The sequence below is a fragment of the Dyella lipolytica genome (assembly GCF_030160075.1).
Classification (GTDB): domain Bacteria; phylum Pseudomonadota; class Gammaproteobacteria; order Xanthomonadales; family Rhodanobacteraceae; genus Dyella_B; species Dyella_B lipolytica.
The window spans coordinates 1,636,207-1,659,400 of sequence record NZ_BSNQ01000003.1 but is presented as its reverse complement, the minus strand read 5'-3'; the positions used below and the strand labels follow the sequence as shown (position 1 = coordinate 1,659,400).

General features: G+C 56.2%; 25 protein-coding genes. 17 read left to right on the top strand and 8 right to left on the bottom strand.

Annotation, left to right across the window (positions count from 1 at the left end):
• Positions 1–54 precede the first annotated feature (54 nt).
• Entirely contained in the window at positions 55–747 is a 693-nt protein-coding gene (locus QQL64_RS08845) for an alpha/beta fold hydrolase (protein WP_284398320.1), read from the bottom strand.
• 155 nt (positions 748–902) lie between these two features.
• Here QQL64_RS08845 and QQL64_RS08840 point away from each other — a divergent pair, with 155 nt between their 5' ends.
• Together QQL64_RS08840 and QQL64_RS08835 are read left to right on the top strand one after the other, a co-directional pair.
• A complete protein-coding gene (locus QQL64_RS08840) occupies positions 903–1,532 on the top strand; it encodes a CGNR zinc finger domain-containing protein (protein WP_284398319.1) in 630 nt (209 codons plus the stop codon).
• 96 nt (positions 1,533–1,628) lie between these two features.
• The gene (locus QQL64_RS08835) at positions 1,629–2,171 is read left to right on the top strand and encodes a hypothetical protein (protein ID WP_284398317.1); all 543 of its coding nucleotides are present in this window, start codon (positions 1,629–1,631) and stop codon (positions 2,169–2,171) included.
• A gap of 31 nt (positions 2,172–2,202) precedes the next feature.
• Here the strand turns inward: QQL64_RS08835 and QQL64_RS08830 are convergent, their stop codons facing one another.
• Positions 2,203–2,415 carry a DUF3820 family protein gene (locus QQL64_RS08830; protein ID WP_284398315.1) on the bottom strand — a complete coding sequence of 71 codons (213 nt, stop codon included), beginning with the start codon at positions 2,413–2,415 and terminating at the stop codon, positions 2,203–2,205.
• Positions 2,416–2,485: 70 nt separating this feature from the next.
• Complete coding sequence (locus tag QQL64_RS08825) at positions 2,486–3,286, bottom strand: class I SAM-dependent methyltransferase (RefSeq protein ID WP_284398313.1); 801 nt, start codon at positions 3,284–3,286, stop codon at positions 2,486–2,488.
• Positions 3,287–3,439: 153 nt separating this feature from the next.
• On the opposite strand from QQL64_RS08825, the gene QQL64_RS08820 reads away from it, so the two are divergent.
• The gene (locus QQL64_RS08820) at positions 3,440–4,012 is read left to right on the top strand and encodes a 2'-5' RNA ligase family protein (RefSeq protein ID WP_284398311.1); all 573 of its coding nucleotides are present in this window, start codon (positions 3,440–3,442) and stop codon (positions 4,010–4,012) included.
• A 72-nt stretch (positions 4,013–4,084) separates the two neighbouring features.
• Here the strand turns inward: QQL64_RS08820 and QQL64_RS08815 are convergent, their stop codons facing one another.
• Both QQL64_RS08815 and QQL64_RS08810 read right to left on the bottom strand, forming a co-directional pair.
• A complete protein-coding gene (locus QQL64_RS08815; RefSeq protein ID WP_284398309.1) occupies positions 4,085–4,894 on the bottom strand; it encodes a restriction endonuclease in 810 nt (269 codons plus the stop codon).
• Positions 4,895–5,223: 329 nt separating this feature from the next.
• Positions 5,224–5,694 carry a winged helix-turn-helix transcriptional regulator gene (locus QQL64_RS08810; protein ID WP_345782635.1) on the bottom strand — a complete coding sequence of 157 codons (471 nt, stop codon included), beginning with the start codon at positions 5,692–5,694 and terminating at the stop codon, positions 5,224–5,226.
• A 314-nt stretch (positions 5,695–6,008) separates the two neighbouring features.
• Here QQL64_RS08810 and QQL64_RS08805 point away from each other — a divergent pair, with 314 nt between their 5' ends.
• The 8 genes from QQL64_RS08805 (at position 6,009) to QQL64_RS08770 (ending at position 14,908) form a co-directional block, all read left to right on the top strand.
• Positions 6,009–6,881, top strand: a complete 873-nt coding sequence (locus QQL64_RS08805) for an NmrA family NAD(P)-binding protein (RefSeq protein WP_284398308.1) — start codon at positions 6,009–6,011, stop codon at positions 6,879–6,881.
• Between the two features lie 123 nt (positions 6,882–7,004).
• Positions 7,005–7,382: a DoxX family protein gene (locus QQL64_RS08800; protein WP_284398306.1), complete on the top strand. Its 378-nt coding sequence runs from the start codon at positions 7,005–7,007 to the stop codon at positions 7,380–7,382.
• 340 nt (positions 7,383–7,722) lie between these two features.
• Positions 7,723–8,436: a hypothetical protein gene (locus QQL64_RS08795; RefSeq protein WP_284398303.1), complete on the top strand. Its 714-nt coding sequence runs from the start codon at positions 7,723–7,725 to the stop codon at positions 8,434–8,436.
• 310 nt (positions 8,437–8,746) lie between these two features.
• Positions 8,747–11,695 (top strand): TonB-dependent receptor plug domain-containing protein, encoded by a 2,949-nt coding sequence (locus QQL64_RS08790; RefSeq protein ID WP_284398301.1) that lies wholly within the window; start codon positions 8,747–8,749, stop codon positions 11,693–11,695.
• A gap of 504 nt (positions 11,696–12,199) precedes the next feature.
• Complete coding sequence (locus QQL64_RS08785; RefSeq protein ID WP_284398300.1) at positions 12,200–12,907, top strand: YceI family protein; 708 nt, start codon at positions 12,200–12,202, stop codon at positions 12,905–12,907.
• A 51-nt stretch (positions 12,908–12,958) separates the two neighbouring features.
• Positions 12,959–13,828, top strand: coding sequence for an SPFH domain-containing protein (locus QQL64_RS08780; protein ID WP_284398298.1), 870 nt, complete (start codon positions 12,959–12,961; stop codon positions 13,826–13,828).
• Positions 13,829–13,835: 7 nt separating this feature from the next.
• On the top strand, positions 13,836–14,027 hold the full coding sequence (locus QQL64_RS08775; protein ID WP_284398296.1) for a type II toxin-antitoxin system antitoxin: 192 nt from the start codon (positions 13,836–13,838) through the stop codon (positions 14,025–14,027).
• 104 nt (positions 14,028–14,131) lie between these two features.
• Positions 14,132–14,908: a CPBP family intramembrane glutamic endopeptidase gene (locus QQL64_RS08770; protein ID WP_284398294.1), complete on the top strand. Its 777-nt coding sequence runs from the start codon at positions 14,132–14,134 to the stop codon at positions 14,906–14,908.
• An 11-nt stretch (positions 14,909–14,919) separates the two neighbouring features.
• Here the strand turns inward: QQL64_RS08770 and QQL64_RS08765 are convergent, their stop codons facing one another.
• Positions 14,920–15,579, bottom strand: a complete 660-nt coding sequence (locus QQL64_RS08765; RefSeq protein WP_284398292.1) for a glutathione S-transferase family protein — start codon at positions 15,577–15,579, stop codon at positions 14,920–14,922.
• A 130-nt stretch (positions 15,580–15,709) separates the two neighbouring features.
• Between QQL64_RS08765 and QQL64_RS08760 the strand changes: the two genes are divergently transcribed.
• Entirely contained in the window at positions 15,710–16,183 is a 474-nt protein-coding gene (locus QQL64_RS08760) for an Lrp/AsnC family transcriptional regulator (protein WP_284398290.1), read from the top strand.
• Positions 16,184–16,272: 89 nt separating this feature from the next.
• Entirely contained in the window at positions 16,273–17,202 is a 930-nt protein-coding gene (locus tag QQL64_RS08755; RefSeq protein ID WP_284398288.1) for a Dyp-type peroxidase, read from the top strand.
• 58 nt (positions 17,203–17,260) lie between these two features.
• Here the strand turns inward: QQL64_RS08755 and QQL64_RS08750 are convergent, their stop codons facing one another.
• Complete coding sequence (locus tag QQL64_RS08750) at positions 17,261–17,797, bottom strand: DUF4440 domain-containing protein (RefSeq protein ID WP_284398286.1); 537 nt, start codon at positions 17,795–17,797, stop codon at positions 17,261–17,263.
• 55 nt (positions 17,798–17,852) lie between these two features.
• Here QQL64_RS08750 and QQL64_RS08745 point away from each other — a divergent pair, with 55 nt between their 5' ends.
• Positions 17,853–18,350, top strand: coding sequence for an Lrp/AsnC family transcriptional regulator (locus QQL64_RS08745; RefSeq protein ID WP_284398284.1), 498 nt, complete (start codon positions 17,853–17,855; stop codon positions 18,348–18,350).
• Positions 18,351–18,448: 98 nt separating this feature from the next.
• Here QQL64_RS08745 and QQL64_RS08740 read toward each other — a convergent pair whose 3' ends face one another.
• Positions 18,449–18,814: a YciI family protein gene (locus tag QQL64_RS08740; RefSeq protein WP_284398282.1), complete on the bottom strand. Its 366-nt coding sequence runs from the start codon at positions 18,812–18,814 to the stop codon at positions 18,449–18,451.
• Positions 18,815–19,131: 317 nt separating this feature from the next.
• On the opposite strand from QQL64_RS08740, the gene QQL64_RS08735 reads away from it, so the two are divergent.
• The 3 genes from QQL64_RS08735 (at position 19,132) to QQL64_RS08725 (ending at position 22,786) form a co-directional block, all read left to right on the top strand.
• Positions 19,132–19,845, top strand: a complete 714-nt coding sequence (locus QQL64_RS08735; RefSeq protein WP_284398279.1) for a hypothetical protein — start codon at positions 19,132–19,134, stop codon at positions 19,843–19,845.
• Positions 19,846–20,889: 1,044 nt separating this feature from the next.
• Entirely contained in the window at positions 20,890–21,909 is a 1,020-nt protein-coding gene (locus QQL64_RS08730) for a hypothetical protein (RefSeq protein ID WP_284398278.1), read from the top strand.
• 289 nt (positions 21,910–22,198) lie between these two features.
• A complete protein-coding gene (locus QQL64_RS08725) occupies positions 22,199–22,786 on the top strand; it encodes a hypothetical protein (protein ID WP_284398277.1) in 588 nt (195 codons plus the stop codon).
• The last annotated feature ends 408 nt before the right edge of the window (positions 22,787–23,194 follow it).

Sequence of the window (23,194 nt, the reverse complement as noted above, 5' to 3'; positions counted from 1 at the left end):
GGTTTTCGCCGAGCGGATAGCGTGTACTGCGCTCAGCGAACTGACGAAAGGCGATCAAGCTTCGGACTGTCGCAATGCGTCGATGATGATTTTCTCGACGAGCTCTGGAGCCGTAAGGCTTGGCAAGTGATCGACAGGGTGCGAGCTCACGTGAGCCTTCATGCGCGCGGCCATGAAGCGCTGCGTCTTTTCGGGAATCATGTGGTCGTGCTCCGCGACGAGATACCAGGTGGGCACGGTCTTCCAGAGCGGCTGGTCGACGGCAACGGTGATGCATGCCGGCGAAATGGGAAGCTGCGCTGCGGCGAGTGCGCTTTGTTCCCGCTCCGTCGCGTGTTGCGCGAACGCGGTGGCGAATGCTTCCTTCGGCAACCGAATCCATCCGTCGCTGTCGGGAGCGAGTTTCGGTGCTTTGTCGTCGTGCTCGTAACGGTAGAACACGTCCGCCACTGTCTCACCCTGATCGGGCGCCAAGGCGGCGATGTAGACCAGCGCTTTGACCTTGTCGCTACGTGTCGCGGCTATGACGGCGCCGGCATACGCATGGCCGACTAGAACCACCGGCCCATCGGTCCGTTCCAGAACCTGGTCCAGCGCCGCCACGTCATTGCCGAGTGACGAAAGTGGGAGGCGGAAGGTAACTGTCTTAATGTGCTTTGACTGGAGTAGGTCAACGGCTTTGGCCCAGCTGGACTCGTCTGCCCATGCCCCATGGGCTAGGACGACTGTTGCGGCGTTTGCGTTCATTTTCGGCGCCTCCTGGGCGGCATTTTTGGCGGATTAGCTGGCGGCACGCCTTGAAATGAGAGTAACCGCCTAAATCTTCTCAAGGAGGTTATTCCTGCATGAGTAACTTGTCAACAGCCGTCAAGGCGGTTACTTTGGCTTCCAGGAGACAGCCCATGACACAGTCGATGCCCGCCCTTTTCCTCGCCGATTCGCCCGGCCTGGATTTCCTCAATTCGGTCGCGACGGTGGTGGATGTGCCGGTCGATTGGCTCGAAGACGGAGAAGGTCTGCTGAGTTGGCTCCAGCAGGCAGACTTGGTGCCCGACGAGATCGTCGGCTCGATACGTGCGCGTGCCATTCCGGGAGAGATCGACCGCATCGCGAGCCAGGCGCGGACGCTCAGGGAGTGGTTTCGCACATTCGTCCGTGAACGCAGGGGTCGATCACTGAAGACCGCTGACCTCGGCGAACTGGAACCGCTTAACCAACTACTGAAACGCGATGATGGATACCGTGCGATCGTTGCGCGACCGTCAGATGAGTCTTCCGTACTGCACTTGATTCACACGCGACGTTGGGCGTCGCCGGAAGCGCTCCTGCTACCTATCGCGGAAGCGATGGCGCGGTTGGTCTGTGATGAAGACTTCTCGTATGTGAAAGCGTGCGAGGGACCGACATGCACATTGCTGTTTGCCGATCACACACGAGGACACGCGCGCAGATGGTGCAGCATGGCCAATTGCGGCAATCGTGCGAAACAAGCCGCTCATCGGCTTCGCAATAAGCCATTGGTGGACGTGTAAGCGGTATGAGGTTGAACTTTTATCAGTCGACCTGACCGTGTCAATCGGTCGTAAACTCTTTCCAGAATCGACGTCAATTTTTCCAAGGGGGAATGTATGAGCGCCCGATTGTGGTTATCCGCAGGTGTCTTATTGGTTGTGTGTTTTTGGCTATACAACGTCAAACACCATCGTGCTGAAGTGCGGGCACAACAAGCGCAACAGGCAGCGGCTGCTGATCCCGCTACTGCGGCGTCCCAAAGCGAGCCGGAGCCGAATCCGCAACGCAACGCTTCACCGGTGGTGCACGGCCTTCCAACCAGCAAAGACACCGGTGATCTGGCCATGGAGTGGAATGTCTGGGTCATGGACGAGCGAATTACCGAACATGGCGACGCTTCTCAGATCGAGGGGCGGCTTCCCGGACTCACGGCTGAAAGGCAAAAAATTGCCGACATGTCGATGCACGATGCCTGCGCGCAGGCCACTCAGGAAGCCGAAGTGTCTTCGATGGATGCGGATATCGTCTACTTCAAAGCCAAGATGGACGATTTCAACACGCACACTTTCGAATCACAGGACGAGCGAGACGCGGCTCAGCGCGCCAAAGACGCCGCCGACAACGCCGATCATATGGCGATGCAATGCGTCACGCCGTAGATTCCAATTTACGTCTGCGGTCAAAGGATGGTTAACGCTTTCGCAGCGGATCGAGCAGCGGCTTGAGTCCGTTGTGATCGAGCTCGAGCATTAGCGCCAGCAAATGACCCAGCTCACCGGGTGGAAAACCTTTGCGTGCGAACCAGGCAAGGTAAGCGCCGGGCAGGTCGGCGATCAGGCGACCTTGGTATTTGCCGTATGGCATGGTGACGGTGACCAGTCGTTGCAGATCTTCCGGTTTCATGTTGCTTGACTCGGATTGCGCGGCGTTATTCGGCAAACCGCCGCGCGATCCGCGAATGCCTTTGAATGCATCAGGGTTTCACAAACTTCAGCGTCATGCGATCGGACTCGCCAATGGCTTTCATCTTGGCGTGCTCGTCGTCGGGGCCGGCCAGATCCGGTGGCAGACGGTGGATGTTGATGTCTTCCGGGTCGTTGGGGTTGGCATTGATCTCCGACACGCCAGCCACGCGGAAACCGGTCTTGAGCGCCAGTGTGATCAGATAGTCCTCGGGGATGCGATGCAGTGCGGCGGCGGTCAGCACGGGGGCGGCGAAGGGCTTTGCACGATGCTCGGTAAGACCGAACACACCGCCCGGCTTGAGCACGTCGAATGCGGCCTTGAAGACGGCTTCGAGGGTGTCAGGGCTGTCGATCAACCAGTCGTGGGTGTTGCGGAAAGTGAGCACCATGTCGGCGGAGTTGCTGGGCCCCAGGTTCACTTGATCGGGTGGCGCAAACGGGATCACCTTGGCGATATGTCCGTACACCGCCGGATCGGCTTTGAGCTTGGCGCTGAACTTCTCCGCTTTCGGTGACGCAGCTTCGATCAGATGACCACGCGCGGAAAGGAAGGGCGCGAGGATCTCGGTATACCAACCGCCGCCCGGTGACAGTTCGATCACGGTCATGTCCGGCTGGATGCCGAAGAACTGCAAGGTTTCGATGGGGTGGCGGTATTGATCGCGCGCTTTGTTCGCCGCCGAGCGCCACTGGCCGTTGACTGCTTGTTGCAGTGACGCAGTAGTGTCCGGCGGTGTCGTGCTGGCGATGGCGGGGAGCGCCAATGTGCCGGCAAGCAGGACGAGTAGTTTGCAGATGCGGTGGAACATGGCTCGACCTCCTGGCGAAGAGTGACCAAGATTACGCCGAAACAGATACCGTGAGGGAGTTGACCAAAGCAGGTTCAGCGTGCAATTTCACGGGCTTGGAAAGTCCAGCGTTCCTCCTCCACCACTATTCAACCAGCAGCCATCAAGAAAAAAATGTCCCAAGGATCATTGCCCGGCTTCGAGCCCGCTAAACCCACCGATCGACTCTTCCTGGCGATATTCCCCGATGCGCAACATGCCGCTCGACTGGCAGCACTCGCCGCCCAGCATCTTGCCGATCATCGTTTAGGAAGTGGCGCGACGGAAACGAGCCGCCTGCATGTCACGGTGTTTGATCTCGGCGATTACACCGAGCTACCGCCCGGGCTGGTAGCCAACGCAACTGAAGCGTTATCGCGCTTGATGGCAAAGCCCTTCACCATCCACTTCGATCAAATCGGCAGCTTCAGCCGTCAATCGATTGGTCCGCTCGTGCTTACCGCGAGCAACGGCAACGAAGAACTTCACGCATTGCGCAAGCAGCTGGCCACGCATCTGCGCGCTTCCACCTTGGGGCGGTTGACCCACGGTTCTTTCACGCCGCATATGACTGTGGCTTACAAAGCGATCACGATTCCCTTCCGGAAGATCACGCCCATCGCATGGCCAGCAGGAGAGGTCGTACTCATCCATAGCCTGTTGGGCCAGACACGGCATATTCGCCTAGCCGGAAAACAGTTGGGATAGCCCTCGGCCCGGTTCGCCAGAGCCGACAATGCGTGGTGAATACATTGCGGACATCAAGCTAGTTACCAACAATTACGATACGCGCGTGCCATGACATGCCGGATAGTCCGAGCATCCCCAAAACGTCTTCCCACTTTTTCGATTAGTTCTCTGCACCATGGCGCGTGCGCATATCGGGCAAAGTGGTTCAGCGCCTGAAGCCACTTCTGGCTCTTTCGCTACTTTATGTCGGGTGGGCGAGAGTTTTTGGCTTTCTCGCACCATCTCAAGCAGCGCGTTTCCATGGACCAACTCGATGGGTTTACCCTGTGCAAATGCCTGGGCATCGTCCGTGTAGCTGCCGATAGCCACTATCTTTACCGCGTCGGCGTGATGATGGCCAAGCAACCCGTACATCTCGCGCACAACCTTTACATCGACGAGTCTGTTACGCCATTGCTTGCATTGAACCAGTGTTATCGCGCCGTCTTTGCGCAAGATGAGGTCGATGCCACCGTCGGCACCGCCTAAACCTGTTTCGTGCACCAAGTAACCTTGCCGTCGAAAGGCTTCGCCAACCAGCATCTCGAACTCACGCCAATCGATGGCGCGCAGGCTGTTTAAACCGGTCTGTGCTGCCAGCAAGCGTTTACGTCTAAGGCCATCGACGTAAGAGACCAGTGCAGCGATCCAGCACGCGCCCAGTAACAACCAGGCAACGGCGACACTTGGGTCATGGTTGAGTTGCTGTTCGATCGCCCGCTGGCTGGGATTGCCGAGCGTGGAGGCCAGCCAGGTGAATACATAGCGCACGCCGACGTAGCTGACGATCCCCAACACGATGCAAACCGGCCAAGGCAGTCGGGAAAGCTGTTCGATGCCGCTGTCTTTACGCCGTGCCACAACTGCCCCCTGCGCGTTCCATCACGCCGCGTGATTTTTTATCTGCGTGACTTCAAGCCACTCCAAACCTCGGTATAGGTAAGCAGGATTTGAGCCAGAAGCGGTTCCTTCGCGTTTGAGGGGAGGTCTTGCTTGTTTTCTAGGGGGTTATCGAACTATCTGCCGCTTGCCCCAGAGGGGGCAGCACGTTGGCCGAGCTGCGAATGGACGCACAGGAATAGTTAGATGACTCATTGCGTCACATTCATTGAAACGGTCGGAGCCATGCTCAGCCAATGACTCTGGCTGGCCAGGTTTTGGGGGCTAACGACTCACGCGGTCCCCATCTCCTAGCGGCGCGCGTGGGCACCGGTCGATATCTTTCCAGCGAGTCGAGTAGAAGAAGCCTGACGCGAGGCATCGCCGTGCGTGCTGTCAAAGCGGGCGCGTGCTGCGTGGATGTCACCATAGCAACGATCCGCCCAATCGATGAGGCCCGCCATCGGTTCCAGCAGCGATTGGCCTAGCGGGGCCAGACGATATTCAACGCCCGGCGGCTTGGTCGGAAAGACATGGCGGGTGATCAGTCCATCGCGCTCCAAATCGCGCAAGGTCTGGGTGAGCATGCGCTTGGAAATGTCATGGACAGCGCGGTGAAGCTCGCCGAAGCGGTGCGGTCGCATCGCGAGAGCCATGATCATGAGCATGCTCCATTTGTCGCCGATGCGGTCGAGCACGTCGCGCACCGGGCAGCAGACGGACTGGGACTCGCCCAACGGATATCGGCTAAATCGTTCGATGGCGCTCAATGCGTTGCTCATGCGGAATTCCTCGACATCTGCTGGTTACTAAAAACTGCCTCCTTACGGCACGAGGAGGCGGTCTCTATAGTAGACCTACCCCAAGCAAATAAGTCTCCCGCTTACGGAGTCTTCATGTCTCCATCTGTTCCCGCGCGCTTTCTCGTCACTGGCTCCGGCATACAGGCGGATCACGCTTGGAGCGGCTTCGCCGTCTGACGATTGAGCGCGGCTATGGCTTGGAATCACTAACTCCAACTAAAGCGTATCGGCAGAAATTCCTGCCTGTTAGTTGGCCTTTACGTACATAAATCCTAAAGATCAGGAGAACGCTCATGTTTTTAGTCATGGGAATTACGGGAAAAGTCGGCGGTGCAACCGCAAAACATCTGTTAGCGCAAGGCAAAGAAGTACGCGCGCTGGTCCGGAATCGTGAAAAGGCGGCGAAGTGGGCCGACGAAGGCGTGCAACTGGTCGACGGTGACTGGAATGATTCGGCAGCCATTGAGATGGCGCTTAAAGATGTCGAAGGCGCATTTGTCATGTTGCCATCGGAATGGGCGCCTTCGCCTGATTACAAAGAAGCGAAGGCGGTGATTGCAAACTACGTCGGTGCGCTTGCCAAGGCAGCACCGCCGCGGGTGGTAGCACTCTCATCCATGGGTGCGAACAGAACCAGCGGGCTGGGGATGATCACGGCTTTGTCGCTTCTGGAGCAAGGATTTCGCGACCTGCGATTGCCGATCGCCTATGTACGCGCCGGCGGCTTTTTCGAAAACTTCCTCTACGGTTTGCATGTTGCCCAAGGTGGCACGCTCCCCGTCTACTACAACCCGACAGATCGCAAATCGACCATGGTCGCGACGCATGACATCGGCGCCGAGATCGCAGCGCTTCTGACCGGGCCGGCATGGTTGGGGCATCGGGTCATCGAACTCGGCTCGATGGTCAGCGCAGATGAAGTAGCGACGCAATTGGGTGAAGTCTTGAAGATCGACGTCAAAGCGTTTGCTATCCCGCGCGCCGGGTGGCCGGCAGCGTTCGAGCAGCTCGGTATTCCGAAGGGCCACACGGGACCGGCCGAGGCGATGTTTGACGCCGTCAACTCAGGCTGGATGAAACTCGGGGTCGAGGGTACGGAACACGTCCCAGGCACGACGTCCGCCCACGATGTTTTCGCGGCGGCACAGAAGGCTGCTGCAGCGTAGGTCCGCGGATCAGCGATCGATGCGACTCTCGGAATCTATTCCGATAGTCGCATCCGTCGCGATTTTGGCAGAGAGTCCAAAACAGCCGTTCCCTTAGCAAACTCGTCATGACAGGTCGTACCAATGTCTAAATTCTCTTGGCGCCAAGTCTTACCGTTAGTCCTTGCCGCGTTCTTCGTCGTGGGTTCGTTCACCAACATCTTCGCTCCGGGATCTATCTACCAGGAATATCTCGCATGGGGATATCCGCGCTGGTTCCATTTCGTCACCGGATCGCTGGAACTCACTGCTGCCATTCTGCTTTTCCGGGCGTCGAGTCGCCTGTTAGGCGCGGCGCTGGGTTGCACTGTCATGTGTGCCGCCGTTGCGACCGTCATCATCCACGGCGAATACGCCCACGCTGTGCCACCACTCGTCGCGGCAACATTGTCATTTCTGGTCGGCTGGATAAGCTGGCGCAAACGGCTCATCGAGACTGACAGCACTAACCGACATGCTTAGTTATTGCCGTTTGCGTAGACGCTAATCGTGTGACGCGTCCACATCGTTTTCGCAGCCATAAGCCGCATGCTCATAGATGACATGTCGAATGGCATGCCTTCGGCTCATGCGACGTTCCCGTGAGCTCGAGTAGCACGAGGCTTTCGAGTTCCGCCGTGGGATGACGTCAATCCCCATCGGCCCCGCATACGTCGGTACGACAAGCGGGGCGAATGTCGATTTGTCGGTCCCTCAATCGTCGTTCAAATGCAGGGTATTTGTTGGGCCAGAGCTCAGTCACGCCCGGCAGGCCGGAGCGCGCCCGAACGCCCTACACGGTAGTGAACAAGGGAGCAGAGAGATGAATAAAAAAGTGCTTTTTTTCAGATATTTAGCTGTGCCATGCACGTTTGCCGCACTGGTTATGAGCGCAGCCGCCCCGGCTCAACAAGCGGCGACTAGTTACCCCCGCATGGCGCCGCTTTCCCAATACCTGATATCTGACCGCGCCAAGGAAATAGCGCTGGCAAGAAGTGCTGCACCTGCATCGATTTCCGACCAAGCCACCGTCCTGGTCCTCGAGCCGCATGGCTACGTGACGGCAGTCGAAGGCAAGAACGGCTATGTGTGCGCGGTCGAGCGAGGATGGATGTCCCCCTTCGATGCTCCCCAGTTTTGGGATCCAAAATTACGCGGCCCGATTTGCTTCAATCCAGAGGCCGTCAAATCGATCCTACCGATGACGTACAAACGGACGGCCTTGGTGATAGCCGGGCGTTCCAAAGAGGAAATCAAAAAAGACATCGAAGCGGCGCTCGCGACAAAACAACTGCCGCCACTCGCACCCGGGGCGATGTCTTACATGATGTCCAAGCAAGGGTTTCTGGATGACAAGGCGGGTCACTGGATTCCGCACCTGATGTTCTATACCGCCACCAATGTGGATTGGGGTGCCGACCAGACAGGGTCACCCATCATGCTGAATCCACAGTTTCACGGCGCTCCTGAGCCCGTCAACGTGTTCATGATCCCCGCCGGCAAATGGTCCGACGGTACCCCCGCGCCGAGCATGTAAGAACCACCAACCAATAAGAACCAACAACCAAGGGAGTTAGCAGGCGTGTAATCACACTCAAAGTAAAAAGGGAGTATCTACCTTGAACATACGACATCAAAAAATGGCAGACGCCATACGGATGGCGTTGGTACTTGGGAGCTGTGTATTGACGACGGTGGCAGCGGCACAAACCGCGACTTCCGGACAACAATCCTCCGCAACAAGTACCCAGACAACTCCTTCAACAGCATCACCTTCGCAGGCAAATACGCAGTCACAGGCAACACAAGCGCAAAACGCGAACAACCCGCCATCCACACAGAAAACCGTGACGTTGCAGGGAATAACCGTCACCGGCTCGATGATTCGCAGCGTCGATGTGGAAACGGCGCAACCCGTTACTGAACTGACGCATGAAGCGCTTCAACAACAGGGCTTTGTGAGTGTCGGTCAGATCCTGCAGAACGTTTCCTCTGTGGGCTCTTCGGGTACCAGCACTCAAAGCGCATTGGGCAATATTGTTGGCCAGTACGTAAGCTTGCGCGGCCTTGGTGCGCCGCGCACACTGGTGTTGGTCGACGGTCAGCGCTGGACCACGGATATTTTCGGCCAAACCGATCTAAGCACGATCCCCAGCTCGATCATCGATCGCGTTGAAATTCTGCAGGACGGTGCTTCGGCGATTTATGGCTCCGATGCTATTTCCGGCGTGGTCAACATCATCACTAAAAAAGATTTTGATGGTCTACAACTCGATACGTACAACAGTATGTATTCACCGGAAAACGACGGTCAGTCCAGCCAGTTCAGCCTCACTGGCGGCAAGAAGTTCTCCAGAGGTTCGTTCCTGGTCAACATGACCATCCAAAACACCAATGGGCTGAACGCGAACGATCGCGACTACAGTAAATACGGCTTTTTCAGCTTTGGACCGAACTATCCCCAGAGCCAGGTAGTCCCTTCGCCTTTCGGCACCATCACCGGTGCGCTCAATCCTGCGACAGGCCTGCCGGTGAGCTTGCCGCAATTGGCCAATGGTCCGCTCACCGTCAACATGGGCCAGAACGGACTGGATATTGCCAACTATCACGTCAACACCTTCGGCGCTCAATATCCGTCGCCTTATTTCGACAATGACTACCAAAACTCGGCGTTCCTCGAAACGCTGATTCCGGACAATCGGCTGCGGTCCTATTTTTTGAAAGGCGATTACAAGCTGACCGACCACATCACGGCGACGTTGACCGGCACGTACAACACCAACAGCGCCACCAACAGCACCAGCGGTTATGAACTTAGCTCGCTGACACCGGCAAATGGTGCGCATCTGGCGCAAGCGCTTGGTCTTCCCGTGGGGACATTCCCGGCGGTTTATTTCCCGACACTGTCCTCGCAGAGCTATTACAACCCGTTGCCGGGTAACAATCTTGAATTCTTGTTGCCGCTGCAATATCCCAATCGCTTGACGACGGACAAGGTCAAGCAATACGGCTGGCGTTTTGGCCTGGAGGGTGATTTTTCGCTCGGTGATAGAGGGTTCAACTGGGATGCTGGCTACAGCAATTTCCGATACACCCAATCGAGTTTTGGTCCAGGCAATCTCAATTTGGTCCACCTTGAACAAGCTGTTGGGCCATCTTTCATGGGGCCTGGCGGCGTGGTGGAGTGCGGCACACCGGGCAATGTGATTGCCGGTTGTGTACCGCTCAATCCGTTTTCCGGCGCAGGTGGCATTACGCCAGCCCAAATCAACTATCTGAATATCATTGCCGGCACGCGGTCTTACAGTGTGATGAAAACCGTAAACGTAGATCTGACGGGTGACATGTTCACGCTCCCGCAATCCATGGGTGGTGGTGATGCGACGTTTGCCGTGGGCGCCGATCACCGCGATATCTCCGGTGGCGCCACGCCAGATCTGTATACGCAGCTTGGTCTCAACACCAATCTGCAACAAAACCGCGGCAGTGGCTCCTATGGCCTCAACGAGGCTTACGCCGAAGTGAACTTTCCTATCCTGAAGGACATGCCTGGTGCGCAACTGCTGAACGTCGACCTCGCGCACCGCTTTTCGCGCTACACCAATTTCGGCAACACCAACAACAATCAGTTCAAGCTATCGTGGCAGCCGATTAACGATCTGCTGGTTCGCGCCAGTTACGGCACCGGTTTTCGCGCGCCGGCTATTGCCAATCTGTATGGCGGTAAGTTGCAGAGCTTCACGAACTATACCGACCCTTGCGACGTCAACTTTGGTTTGACGGGTAATGCCGTAGTCCGGCAGCGCTGCGTCAATGGATTTGCTGGGGTGCCTGCGGTCGGTCCCGGTTTTACGCAGCTCAATCCCAATGGCCAGCCGATTCCCGCGCCCGATCAGACCAGCACCACGCCGTTTTTCACCGGTGCCAATTCCAACCTGAAACCCGAAACATCGCGGACCTATACAGCGGGTATCGTATATAGCCCGCATTATCTCAGCGGCCTTAATGTCACCGTCGACTGGTACCGCATCAGGATCGCCAACGTCATCACGTTGCCAACGGCTACCAGCATTCTCGACAACTGCTACTTGTTGGCCGAGACACAACAGTGTTCGCAATTCCAACGTTCGGCGGTAGCAGGTCCGTTCCTGGGGCAAGTGGTCAATCTGCTGCAAGCGCTAGTGAACCAGGGCTTTGTGGAAGAACGGGGCGAAGATCTAAACTTAACCTACTTGTTCCCCGAAACGCCCGTCGGTCGATTCAAGTTCGATTCGACGAGCACCTATATCAATTCGGTGAGGGAGCAGACCGTGCCCGGTGGCCCCATCATTTCCAACACGCTAGGTGCCTACGACACCGTGCTCGGTCCGCTGTGGCGCTTTCGTTCCACGGTCAATCTGAACTGGAGTTACAAACACTTCGGTGCGACCTGGACGATCCGTTACTACTCATCGCTGTCCGAGCCGTGCGTTCCGCCCAACCCGGCATTGAGCCAGTTTCTCCCTTGCAACAATCCCGCTAAGGATTTGGTCAACTCGCCGAATGGATTGAATCGGCAAGGCGGCCTTGCTTTCAATGATTTGCAAGTGAGTTGGGAGGCACCGTGGAAAGGTCGCATCGCGTTCGGTGCCACCGATATCTTCAATCGCAAAGCGCCGCTCTCATACACCGGCGTGTACAGTGTGGCAGGCCCGCTGGGACCCACCGGAACGGATGGCTACAGCGACTATCCCTACAACCCGCAATACGATATTGGACGTGTCATTTACCTCAAGTACGAGCAGAAGTTTTTCTAGTCGCACTTGTCACTCAGCGCTGGCAGCAGGTTGCCGGCGACGAACAGAACAAAGGGCGCGGACGATCCGCGCCCTTTGCGGTTTTAGTGCAGTGAAACACGGCAGTGATCGCTGCCGGCATCACCTTCGACGCTCAATTCGATGCAGTCGCCACACTCTTCGCAGCTTGTTCGATCAGCGCCGCGACAACCTTCGGGTTCGAGACATAGATCGCGTGGCTACCCTTGGTATTCATGGCCGTCGCGTTCGCTAATTTGACTGCTACTGTCGAAAGGCACATCGTATGTTCACCGTCATTGTTGATACTCGGTGAAGCCGCCATATAGCCCCTTGGCTTATGTGTCGATTTGGCTATGAGTCGTTCGTTGCATAGATGGAAGAGTACGCAGCTGAGGCGTACGACACCCGGCACCGACAGGGGAGCGCAAGCTGCGGAACATGAGCGCGACCGACCCCGTTGGCAGCCCTGATCGCGACCTTTCAACTTATACGGAATAACTTGCCATGAACAACACTATCCGAACAGCTTCTCGGCGACTTGCCAGCAGCTCGGTTGCCATCTTGCTCGGTGTGTATTGCACCATGTCCCGTGCTGCCGACTCGCCGGCACCACCCGTCATGCCTCCAGTGACTGCACCACCCGCTGGCGCCTACCAGATCGATAAGGCACACGCGAGTCTGCAGCTTCGTGTTAGCCACATGGGGTTCTCGACTTACACCACGCGGTTTAGCCGCTTCGATGCAACATTGACGTTCGACCCGAGCAACATACCTGCATCCAAGCTCGTGGCCACCATCGACGCCGCGTCGTTGGAAATGGATGCGGCGCCGAAGATGTGCACGGACATCGTGCAAGGACCTCAATTCCTCGACACAAAAAAGTTTCCCGAGATCGTCTTCCGCTCGGAAAAGATTCGAATGACCGGCGCCAAATCGTTTGAAATCGAGGGCACCCTGGATCTGCATGGCGTCACGCGGCCACTGGTTCTAACCGGCACTTACAACGGAGGGTATGCGGGGATGGCCGATATGGACCCTCACGCTCGCGTTGGATTTTCCGCGCATGGAACCTTCAAGCGCTCGGATTTCGGAATGGGATACGGCGTACCCGCTCCGGGCACCACGATGGGTGTGGGCGACTCGATCGACGTATCTATTGAGGCCGAGTTCAATGGACCGCCGTTGTCGACTGCTGCCGGCCAGAGCCACTAGAAAGTGATATCATTTTGATATATAACTAGGCCATCCTGAGGAGGCCTAGTTATGAACGAGCGCAGTGGGTTTTCAATCGCAGGCATTCCATTTATCGCCTTTTGCTTAGTACTAATCGTGTGCGGCATCGGCTTCTTTGCCCATGCGGGCCCCGGTGGTTTGCCCCCGTGGATTGCACTGGTCGGCGTGGCAACTTTCGCGCTTATTGCCTTGTTGCTGAAGGGTTTTTTCCAGGTTGCCCCGAATGAAGGGCAAGTGCTGCAGTTGTTCGGAAGGTATGCGGGTACGGTGCGTCTGGAGGGGCTACGCTGGACCAATCCATTCTGCACCCGGCGCCGGATTTCCCTGCGGGCTCGCAATTTTGAAAGCAGCAAATTGAAGGTCAATGACAGTGACGGAAATCCCATCGAAATAGCCGCCGTCATTGTTTGGCAGGTCGTCGATACGGCTGAGGCGACGTTCTGTGTCGATAACTACGAAAATTTCGTGCAAATTCAAAGCGAGTCGGCGTTGCGTCAGATGGCGCAGAGCTACCCCTATGACACTCACGACGATGGCAAACCTTCGCTGCGCAGCCACGGTGAGGTCATCAACAATCACCTTCGCGATGAGATTCAGGCGAGGCTCGGCAAGGCTGGCGTGCAGATAAGCGAGGCGCGCATAAGCCATCTCGCCTATGCGCAGGAGATCGCCCAGGCCATGCTGCAACGCCAGCAGGCAGGCGCCATCATCGCTGCACGTCAACGCATTGTTGAAGGTGCGGTAGGGATGGTGGGCATGGCGCTGGACAAGCTTCGCACGCAGGGTGTCGTCGATCTCGACGAAGAGCGGAAGGCGGCGATGGTCAGCAATCTGCTAGTTGTGTTGTGCGGTGAGCGTGGCACGCAGCCGGTAATAAACACCGGCACGCTACACAATTGACGGCGACATGAGCGCCGAAAAAAAAGCCTACCCGTTGCGGATGAGTGCAAGCGTCCTGGACGCCATGCAGCGCTGGGCTGACGATGAGCTGCGTAGTGTCAATGCGCAAATCGAGTTTGTGCTGCGGCAAGCGCTTTATAAAAATGGTCGGCTGAAAGCGGCGAAGACGAAGCCGGTGACTGATAAAGATGATGATTGAATACGTTATCGCCGAAAAAAAGCGCAAACATCGGTCTGAAGTAAATAGCTTCCGTTGCAAGCAATCATCGAATTTCTAGATTGATTGAACCAAGGAGTGGCACCATGTCAGTCGCATTGTCCTTGCCATCGACGCGTAGATCCAATCTGAAACTCGCGTTGGTGCTCAGCGCTTTTGCCGTCATCGCGACACTCGCCCTGCAGCCGTACCTTGTCATGACCGCGCCGGCGGCTATGTCCAAGTTGCATGTGCCGTTCTTGGTCATCGCTGTCGTGCAGGCGGGTGTTCCGTGCTTGTTGCTGGGGTGGCTTGGGTTGAGTTTGGGGCTGCAATACGGCTTGGATGCACCATGGCTACGCGCTTTCGTGTATCACGTTCGGCCCGAACCGGTTGTTCGTACGCACTGGCGTTTAGCTGCGTTTGCAGGAGTGCTGGCGGGCGCGCTGGCAGCGGGGCTGGCTTTTTGGGGCCCAAGAGTGGGATCGCCGATCGAAGGCATGTCGCGTGCGGAACAAGCTTGGCGCGGCGCCCTCGCGTCCTTATACGGTGGGACGGCTGAGGAAATATTGCTGCGCCTGTTTATGGTGAGTCTGCTTGTATGGTTGCTTGCCTTATTCAATCGACGGCAGACACGATCCTGGATGTTTGTGCTAGCGATCATTCTCGCGGCGTTGCTATTTGGCGTAGGTCATCTGCCATACGCTTTCACAATAGGCATGAGCCATACGCCCATGTTGATCGGCAAAATCGTCTTACTCAATGCGTTGGTCGGGCTGGTAACGGGCTCGTTATTTTGGAAGTACGGACTGGAACACGCCATGCTGGCCCATTTCTGCGCGGACTTGGTACTGCATGTAGCAGTACCTCTGATGGGTTATTGATCCGTAGGCCCCTAGGCGTCGCTTGGCTCTTGGTTGTATGCGGCGTGTATGTCGCAATCGACGGTATCGCCTTCGAGCTGCGTGGCCATCATTGATGGACGCATGCTGATTCGCTGGTACCAAGCTTCGAGTCGCGGTCGCCCCAGCTGGAATTCGTAGATCTGTCGGAACGCTATCCAGCTGAGCGCGGTGGCTAATGCGATGTCACCGATGTCGAGCTCTTTCTCCTGATCGATATTCCCTTCAAGGAAATCGCAGGATGCCATGATCTTTTGCAGATGGCCTTCACGCAGCGGCGCCCAGCGGACCGCTTCAGGTCGGCGTTCGGTTTCCCAACGAACGGCAATACCGGCGTCGGCGATGCCCATGGCAATCGCCTGGTTACGAAGGGCAAGGAAGCGTTGCGCAGAGGGTGCGGGAAGGAGTTTTCGTCCGTTGTGCAATCCGTCCAGGTACTCGCAGATCACGCTGGAGTCGATTAATACCGTGTGGTCGTCGCAAACGAGCACAGGTACCTTGCCTAGCGGATTGAGAGCAAACACCTCGTCATTGCGCAAGGTCGGGCTCGTTTCGTGATGAATCACTTCGAGTCGGCTGACCAAGCCCATCTCGTGGGCGGCGACGAGAACTTTGCGAGCGTAGGGCGAATGTGACTGATACAAGAGCCGCATGAGATGAGTGCGTTCCAAGTTGGTGAAAGGTGTGGCCTATGCTAAGTTTCGGCCGCGCGGCCAGCCCGCGACTATTTGCGGAAAGACAGGTTTTTTCCTCGACTCGCGCAGGTTTTGCATACAGATGGCCATGGATCTCGACAAATTTGACCGACGAATCCTGGCAGTCATCCAGAAGGACGCACGCCGCCCGGCCGAGCTGATTGGCACCGAGATCGGTCTGTCCGCATCGGCGGTGCAACGTCGCATTGCACGGATGCGTGACGAAGCCGTCATCACTGCAGAAGTGGCAGTGGTGGACCCGATCAGCGTCGGTCGCCCGTTGACGATGATCGTGGATGTCGAGGTGGAGCGAGAGCGTCCCGAACTGCTAGCCAGTCTTAAGCAGTGGATCGCGGCCGAGCCGGTCATCCAGGAGGCTTGGTACGTCACTGGTGCGGGTGATTACGTACTGATTGTGGTAGCGCGCGACGTCGATGACTTCGATGCGTTGATGCAAAGGATGATGGGAGAAAACGCCAATGTGCGACGTTTCCAGACACGGGTGGCATTGAGCACGCTCAAACGTGGCGTGCTGGTACCGATGGACCAGCCAGCCAGCTAGATCGTAACAGGCGCAAATGGTTGTGGTTTCTGCCTTGCGAGGGATCGCCTCGTGATTAAACTACTGAAACAACAAACTTGGAGTGGAGCGTGTCCGCTATTTCGCAGCCGGTCGTAGCCAAGCTTACGCACGCCGCTATTTTTCTCGTGCTCACGTTGAAGCCCGAACCTCAGTCCCGTGACACTGTCCGGGCATGTTGTGGCGACTTGGCCGGACTTGTGCGTGCGGTGGGTTCCCGTGATCTTGGAGGAAACCTTTCGTGCGTGATGGGCGTTGGCTCCGATGCATGGGATTCGCTCTTCGGGCAGCCGAGGCCCAAGGATCTTCACCCGTTCCAAGAAATACGGGGCCAGCACCATGCCGTCGCCACACCCGGGGACATCCTGTTGCATATACGCGCTTCGCGTATGGATCTGTGCTTTGAGCTCGCGACCCAAATCATGTTTCGCCTTCGCGATGCCGTGATCACGGTCGACGAGGTGCACGGCTTCGGTTACTTCGACGGCCGCGATCTGATCGGCTTCGTCGACGGTACGGAAAATCCGGTGGACCAGGCGGCGATAGACGCCGCGATCATCGGCGATGAAGATCCGACGTTCACTGGCGGAAGCTACGTCATCGTTCAGAAGTATCTTCATGACCTGCAACACTGGAACTCATTGCCCGTAGAGCAGCAGGAAAAGATCATTGGCCGGACCAAGCTGGCCGACATCGAACTGGACGACTCGGTAAAACCGACGAGCGCACACAATGCGCTGACGACGATCGTGGAGAACGGCAGCCAGCTTGAAATCGTGCGCGACAACATGTCGTTTGGTGAAGTCGGTAAAGGGGATTTCGGTACCTACTTCATCGGTTACGCACGATCCCCACACCGCATTGAACAGATGCTTCAGAACATGTTCGTCGGCCGGCCGCCGGGCAATTACGATCGCTTGCTCGACTACAGTAAAGCCGTGACCGGGACGCTGTTCTTCATCCCATCCGCCACATTTCTGAAGAATCTTGGCGACGATTAGTGATATTGCATAAAAGGGGCATGGTCCTTTTTTATGCGATAAGGCTATCGCTACACGATTACTGGGTCGGTGCAGGCGTCGCCTGATAAAACACATTTAGCCATTGCCCGTTACGCTTCATCCACAAGGACGAAGCGTAACTGTCGAGCTGGAATGCCTTCCCATGATCGAGCCCCGCAGCCTTCACACGGTAAGTGATAAGTACTGCGTTCTCTGCAACGAAGCGGACGTCGAATCCTGAAAGGTCGCATTGATCGAAGTGCACTTTCGAATCCATGGCAGAAGCTTCACTGAGCTCCCTGTTCGTGACCCCGGTTCCTGAGACCGTAAAGAAGTCCGGTGCGTGAAAAGCTTTGTAAGAAGTTGCCTCACCCTTGATGGCTAGCTCCCAGCTCATCCTTTCATTGGCAATCAAGCGCTGCCCAATCGCGTCCTTCAATGTGATGTGCGATTGCGTTTGGCTTTGCGGCGTGGCGTAACAGACACTCGGAGCCATGATGTCGATGGCCACTGCAAGCGAAAGGGATGCGAGGAAGGCGCCGCATTGCCAAGCGCTTATACGACGATGTTTGGCGTAAATTCGGTTATTTGTCATATATTTAGAATAGTATTAGAATAACATTACAGTCAATCGAATAAATTTCGAATATATGGCAACTGAAGTGGACCTCGACCGAACGGACTTCGCCATTTTGCGGCTCTTGATGAAGGACGCATGGTTATCCAATAAAGAGATCGCGGCGGCAGTTGGCCTTGCGCCATCGAGCTGCCATGAGCGCATCAAATCGCTGAGGACACGCGGCGTTCTCGTGAGTGCTCACGCTGAGGTGAACCTCCAGGCGATCGGGTTCCCTCTGGAGGCCGTCCTGTTCGTGCAGCTTGGCAAGCTCGAAGGTCAAGTTGTCGACAAGTTCCTGAAATCAACCGCCGCCATTCCGGAAGTTCGCGGCGTGTTTCTGGTATCGGGCCGGTTTGATTTGCTTGTCCACGTGGTTGTTCATGATATGGAGCATTTGAAGGAAATCATTTCGCAACACTTCAATCGTCACGCTGTTGTGGTGCGCGTTGAAACATCCGTCGTGTTCAACCACGAAGCGCGACATGTCATGCCTCTTGCCGAGAACAAGGGTAAGAGCGCCATTTCGTGAGCTTATAAAGTCCAACCTCACCCCTGGTTCGCTGTTTAGTCACTGGGTGAGGTTGGACCATGTCTGATTTCTAACTCCGTAGGCCGGAGTGTCGCGGCTCAGGTCGCGCTTGCGTCTGGGTGGCGCACCATCTCGCGGATCTCGCAGTCGATGTCCCAGCCGTCGCCATGGACTTCCAGAAAACGCCGGCTGGCGTGGACCGCCTCGTCCATCGATGGCGCTTCAAGGATGGCGTAGCCGCCGATCACTTCCTTCGCCTCGGCGAACGGGCCGTCGATTCGGCTGATTTTTCCGCGCGAGAGTTTGACGCGTGCGCCTTCGACGCTGGGCTTCAGTCCGGCGGTGTCGACGAGGATGCCGGCCTTTGTCATCTCCTCCATGAGCTTGCCCATGTCGTTCATGAGCCGCTGGTCGGGCTGCTGGGTACTGCTTTCGTTGATTCGGATTATCGAAAGGAATTGCATCGGCTTATCTCCATGGGGTGAAAGGTCGGAGCAGGGCGTGGGGAATGGTCGCCTCCCGCTAACATCCTGGCTATTAAGGCAACGAATGGGCGATGATCGAATCGACATCTCCGCTGGAAGTTATTTTTCCGGCCTACGATTCGAAGCCATGCCGTCCGTTGGCGCGGCCCTCGACGCATGTCGATTTCCCTATATCCCGTTCGTCAATCGTAAAGGTCGCCTTCGCTGTGGCTCCTTTGGGTTGGGTGCCATCTAGGCCCGATCCAGGAAGAGTCAGACCTTCATGATGTTTCCACGAACCGATGGGGAGAGATGAGATGAAGCAAGACGCCGGCCGCTTAAAGATGTGCGCGATGCTAATCGTGCTTTTAGCTATCGGCGCTGGTGAAAGACTGTCAGCTCAAAATCAACAACATTCCTATCCGACGATGGCGCCTCTATCGGAATACTTGATGGGGGACCGCGATGCCGAAATCGCGCTGGCGCGCAGCGCGGCACCCAAAACCATTTCCGGAGAAGCCAAGATCCTTGTACTCGGACCCCACGGCTACGTCACCGCCGTCGAAGGCAAGAACGGCTTCGTATGTGTGGTCGACCGATCCTGGACGGCGGAATTTGAAAACCCAGAGTTTTGGAATCCCAAATTGCGTGGCCCCATTTGCTTCAATCGGCAAGCGGCGCAGTCGATCTTGCCCATCACCTACAAAAGAACCGAGCTGGCGCTCGCGGGGCAATCCAAAAATCAAATCATGGAAGGTATGAAGGCTGCGTTTGCCAAAAAACAGCTCCCGCCTTTGGCCCCTGGCGGCATGAGCTACATGATGTCGAAGGGAGGCTACCTAAACGATGCGGCAGGGCACTGGATTCCGCACCTGATGTTCTATACCTCGCGTGAGGTGGATTGGGGCGCCGACTTGCCAGGTTCACCGATCATGCTGAACCCGCAGCTTGAGGGCGACCGCGATCCCATAAAAGTTTTCATGATTCCCGCCGGTAAGTGGTCGGATGGAACGGCCGCACCTGTGATGTAGCGAAGAGATCCGTTGCTTGGTCGCTTCTTTAATCTATTGGGAAGCACGAATGGGTGGAAGAATCAAGGTGCGAAGAATCTAACCGTTATATACAACGCGACGCATCGAGGAATCGACGCGTCGCGTTGTTTTTTCGCGAATTGAAATAATGGAACTTCGCTGGCGCGCAAATTCTTGCGCAGCCGCGAGTGCGTAAGCATCACCGGATCTTCACGCGCCGAATGCGAATAAAGTGCTCATGGACACTGTGTGACAAGTTGTAGTGTTTTGTAGACAGGTCTATGTCCCACGATGTGACGCCGATCAAAAAAGAGAATTTTCTTTATGACCATTCTTCATCGTCGCTTTGGAAAGTGGCCCATCGAGTATCGCGGCACGCAATAGCGAACAGCCGCAACAGCGATCGTTGCTGTGCCGTAGGGGATCGTAAGGAGTAAGTCGAATTGCGAAGTCGTTTTGACGACTTTGCCTTGGAAGCGCACGCCTTTTTAACGCTGTTATGTGCAATAGCGAGAGATGTCTACCAATGGGATTATTACCTGTGATTAGACGAGATTCGACTGGAAGAACACTTGCAAACGGAGATTTCCGCCTTGCGCCCACCGCTGACTCAATACTCGACGCAACATGGGCGGTGCGGACAGCGTGCGGAAAAAGTACGCACGCTCCTCTCCCGATGACCAGACCATAAGCGGTTTGGTCGAACGATGACGATTCCATACAGCAGCGCCAGCACTCAAATGCGTTGGAGATGGCTCTTAGGCGCTTTGCATCTGAGCAGATGCGTGCGCACACCGGTATCGCATTTTTCATTTTTAACTATGTCAGCAGCGATGTAGCTGCTTTGTTCGGCCGCGTCATACAAATTATTTTGCAGCGCAAAACAACGGCGCTCTGTCTTGATGTTTTCTGTAAAGCAACTTTTGCTGTAGGGGGAGGAGTTGTGTTGCTTACACGGATGTTAGTCGTAGTTGTAAGCGCGACGGCTACTGGGTGGTCCAGAGCCGACATTGATCATCAATTGCAAGATGGGGAGAAATGTAAATGCAAGCAAAGTTAAAGTTCGTTTTCGCAGTCGGCCTTTTGAGTGCAGCGTGCGCTCCGGCTGCTTTCGCTGCTGATGATGGCATCCTCGAACAGGCGGCCAAGGCCTCCTGGCGTCATGACATTGCGCAGATCGCTACACCGGCGGAAGGCTGCTTCAAGGCCACCTATCCCAGCGTCTTGTGGGAACCGACCGCTTGCCACCAGTTGGCTCCGCGCGCACACACGGTGCCTCGCCAGATTGTTTTCGGTCAGGAACAAACCACCGGTAACGGCGTCGACTACACGCTGGACAGCACCAACGTGATCAGCAAGGCCGTGGGCAGCTTCCCGACGTTCTCGGGCGTAACTTCCGAGCAAGGGGTCAACGTGCCGTTCGGCAGTGGTGAGAGCAACGGCATCATCGGGCCGAACGAATACTCGCTGCAGATGAACACGAGCTTCAATAGCACCACCGCCGCGTGCAATGGCCACTCCGGCTGCGTTGTGTGGCAGCAGTTCATCTATGCCCCCGACTATGAAGTCCAGGGTCAGGGTGCGGTGTTCATCCAGGATTGGCTGATCGGCTACGGCGGACGTCGTTGCCCGAGCGGTTTCGGAAGCGACGGCGCAGGCGACTGCTACAAGAACAGCGCTGCCACTTCGATGGCGGACATTCCGGGCACGGCTCTGGGTAGCGTGACGCTGACCGGCACCGCTGTCACCGGCGGTAACGATACGACGGTTGTTACCTACAATGGCAACGCTTATAGCACCAGCCAGAAAGACAGCACTCTGGATATCGCGAGTGTGTGGAAAGAAGTTGAATACAACGTTGTGGGTAATGCTGGCGGTTCGCAAGCTCAATTCAACAGCGGTTCCACGATCGGTGTGAACATCGCCGTGACCAATGGTTCCACTGCCGCGCCGACTTGCCAAGCCAATAACGGTTCCACCGGCGAAACCAACAACCTCAACCTGGGCAGCTGCACCGCTTCGGCTGGTTCGACGCCTTCGGTTTCATTTACCGAATCGAACTAAGAAGTCTGATGGTTGTTTGCTAAATTCAACCAGAGAAAGAAGCCGAGGGGGTTATTCCCCCTCGGTGTTCGCGTTAGGAATGCGGTTGTAGATATAGCAACAGAATGTTCCGGGTCATTTAATGATGGGCAGTCAGCAAGCCTGGATTTGTTCTTTCAGAATCGGTTTTTCGTGCCCTGCCGCGTGCATGATGACGCAGAGCTTGCGAATCTCTATTCGGAAATACATGACATCAGGTGGCATGTTTAGCGGGTAATGTCGCCTCCAGATCACTGGAGGAGTCAATGACATGAAACGCTTCTGCACCATGCTTATGGCCATTTCGTTAGCGATGTTTGTCGGCGCTTTTGCGCCTGCTCAGGCTTCGCAAGATACCCCTGTAGCCAAACAGGGAGCCCCTAACCTGAGCGGTCTGCACGACTTCGATTTTCTCGTCGGCACCTGGCATGGCCACCACCGCAAATTGAAAGCGCGTCTGGCAGGGAGTCACGAATGGATCGAATTCGATGGCACGCTCGATGTGCGTAAGTTGATGGACGGCTTTGCCGACGTTAGCGACAACGTGATCAATCTGCCGGATGGCGTCTATCGCGGTGTCGGCTTGCGCTCCTACGATCCGGTCAGTGGGCAATGGGCCAGTTGGTTTCTGGATGGACGCTATCCAGCCGACAACCTCGATCCCCCGATGAAGGGTAGCTTCGTCAATGGTGTCGGCACTTTGTATGCCGACGATGTGCTGCAGGGAAAGCCGATCAAGGTACGCGTCATCTGGTCGCACATCACGTCAACATCCGCGCGCTGGGAACAGGCTTATTCGCCCGACGGTGGAAAGACCTGGGAAACGAATTGGGTTAGCGACTTCACGCGAGTCCACTGACTGCCGTGCGTAGTACATAGCAAGCGTTGCGCGAGACCAACGCAAGAAGTTATACGCAACTTCTTGCGCGTTTGCATGCATGCAAACGCTTCGACGTCACCTCCGTTTCACGCACTCCATGCGATGTAGATAGACCTATGGAAGCGGCGCGCGAGCGTCGCTTTCTTTGGATCGGTCTAAGTTTCGCCATGTGACGTTCGTCAATATAGCCAGGCTTTTTCGTGATCATTCTTCACCGTCGTCTTGATGAGTGTTTCGTCGAGTAGAGCGGCACAGCATGACCAATAGCCGCAACAGCGATCATCGCTGTGACGTATGGGGATCGTAGGGAGCAAGTGAGAGAGCGAAGTCGTTTCTGGCGACTTTGCGTGGGTAGTGCATGCCTTCTTGACGCCGCTATGTGCAATA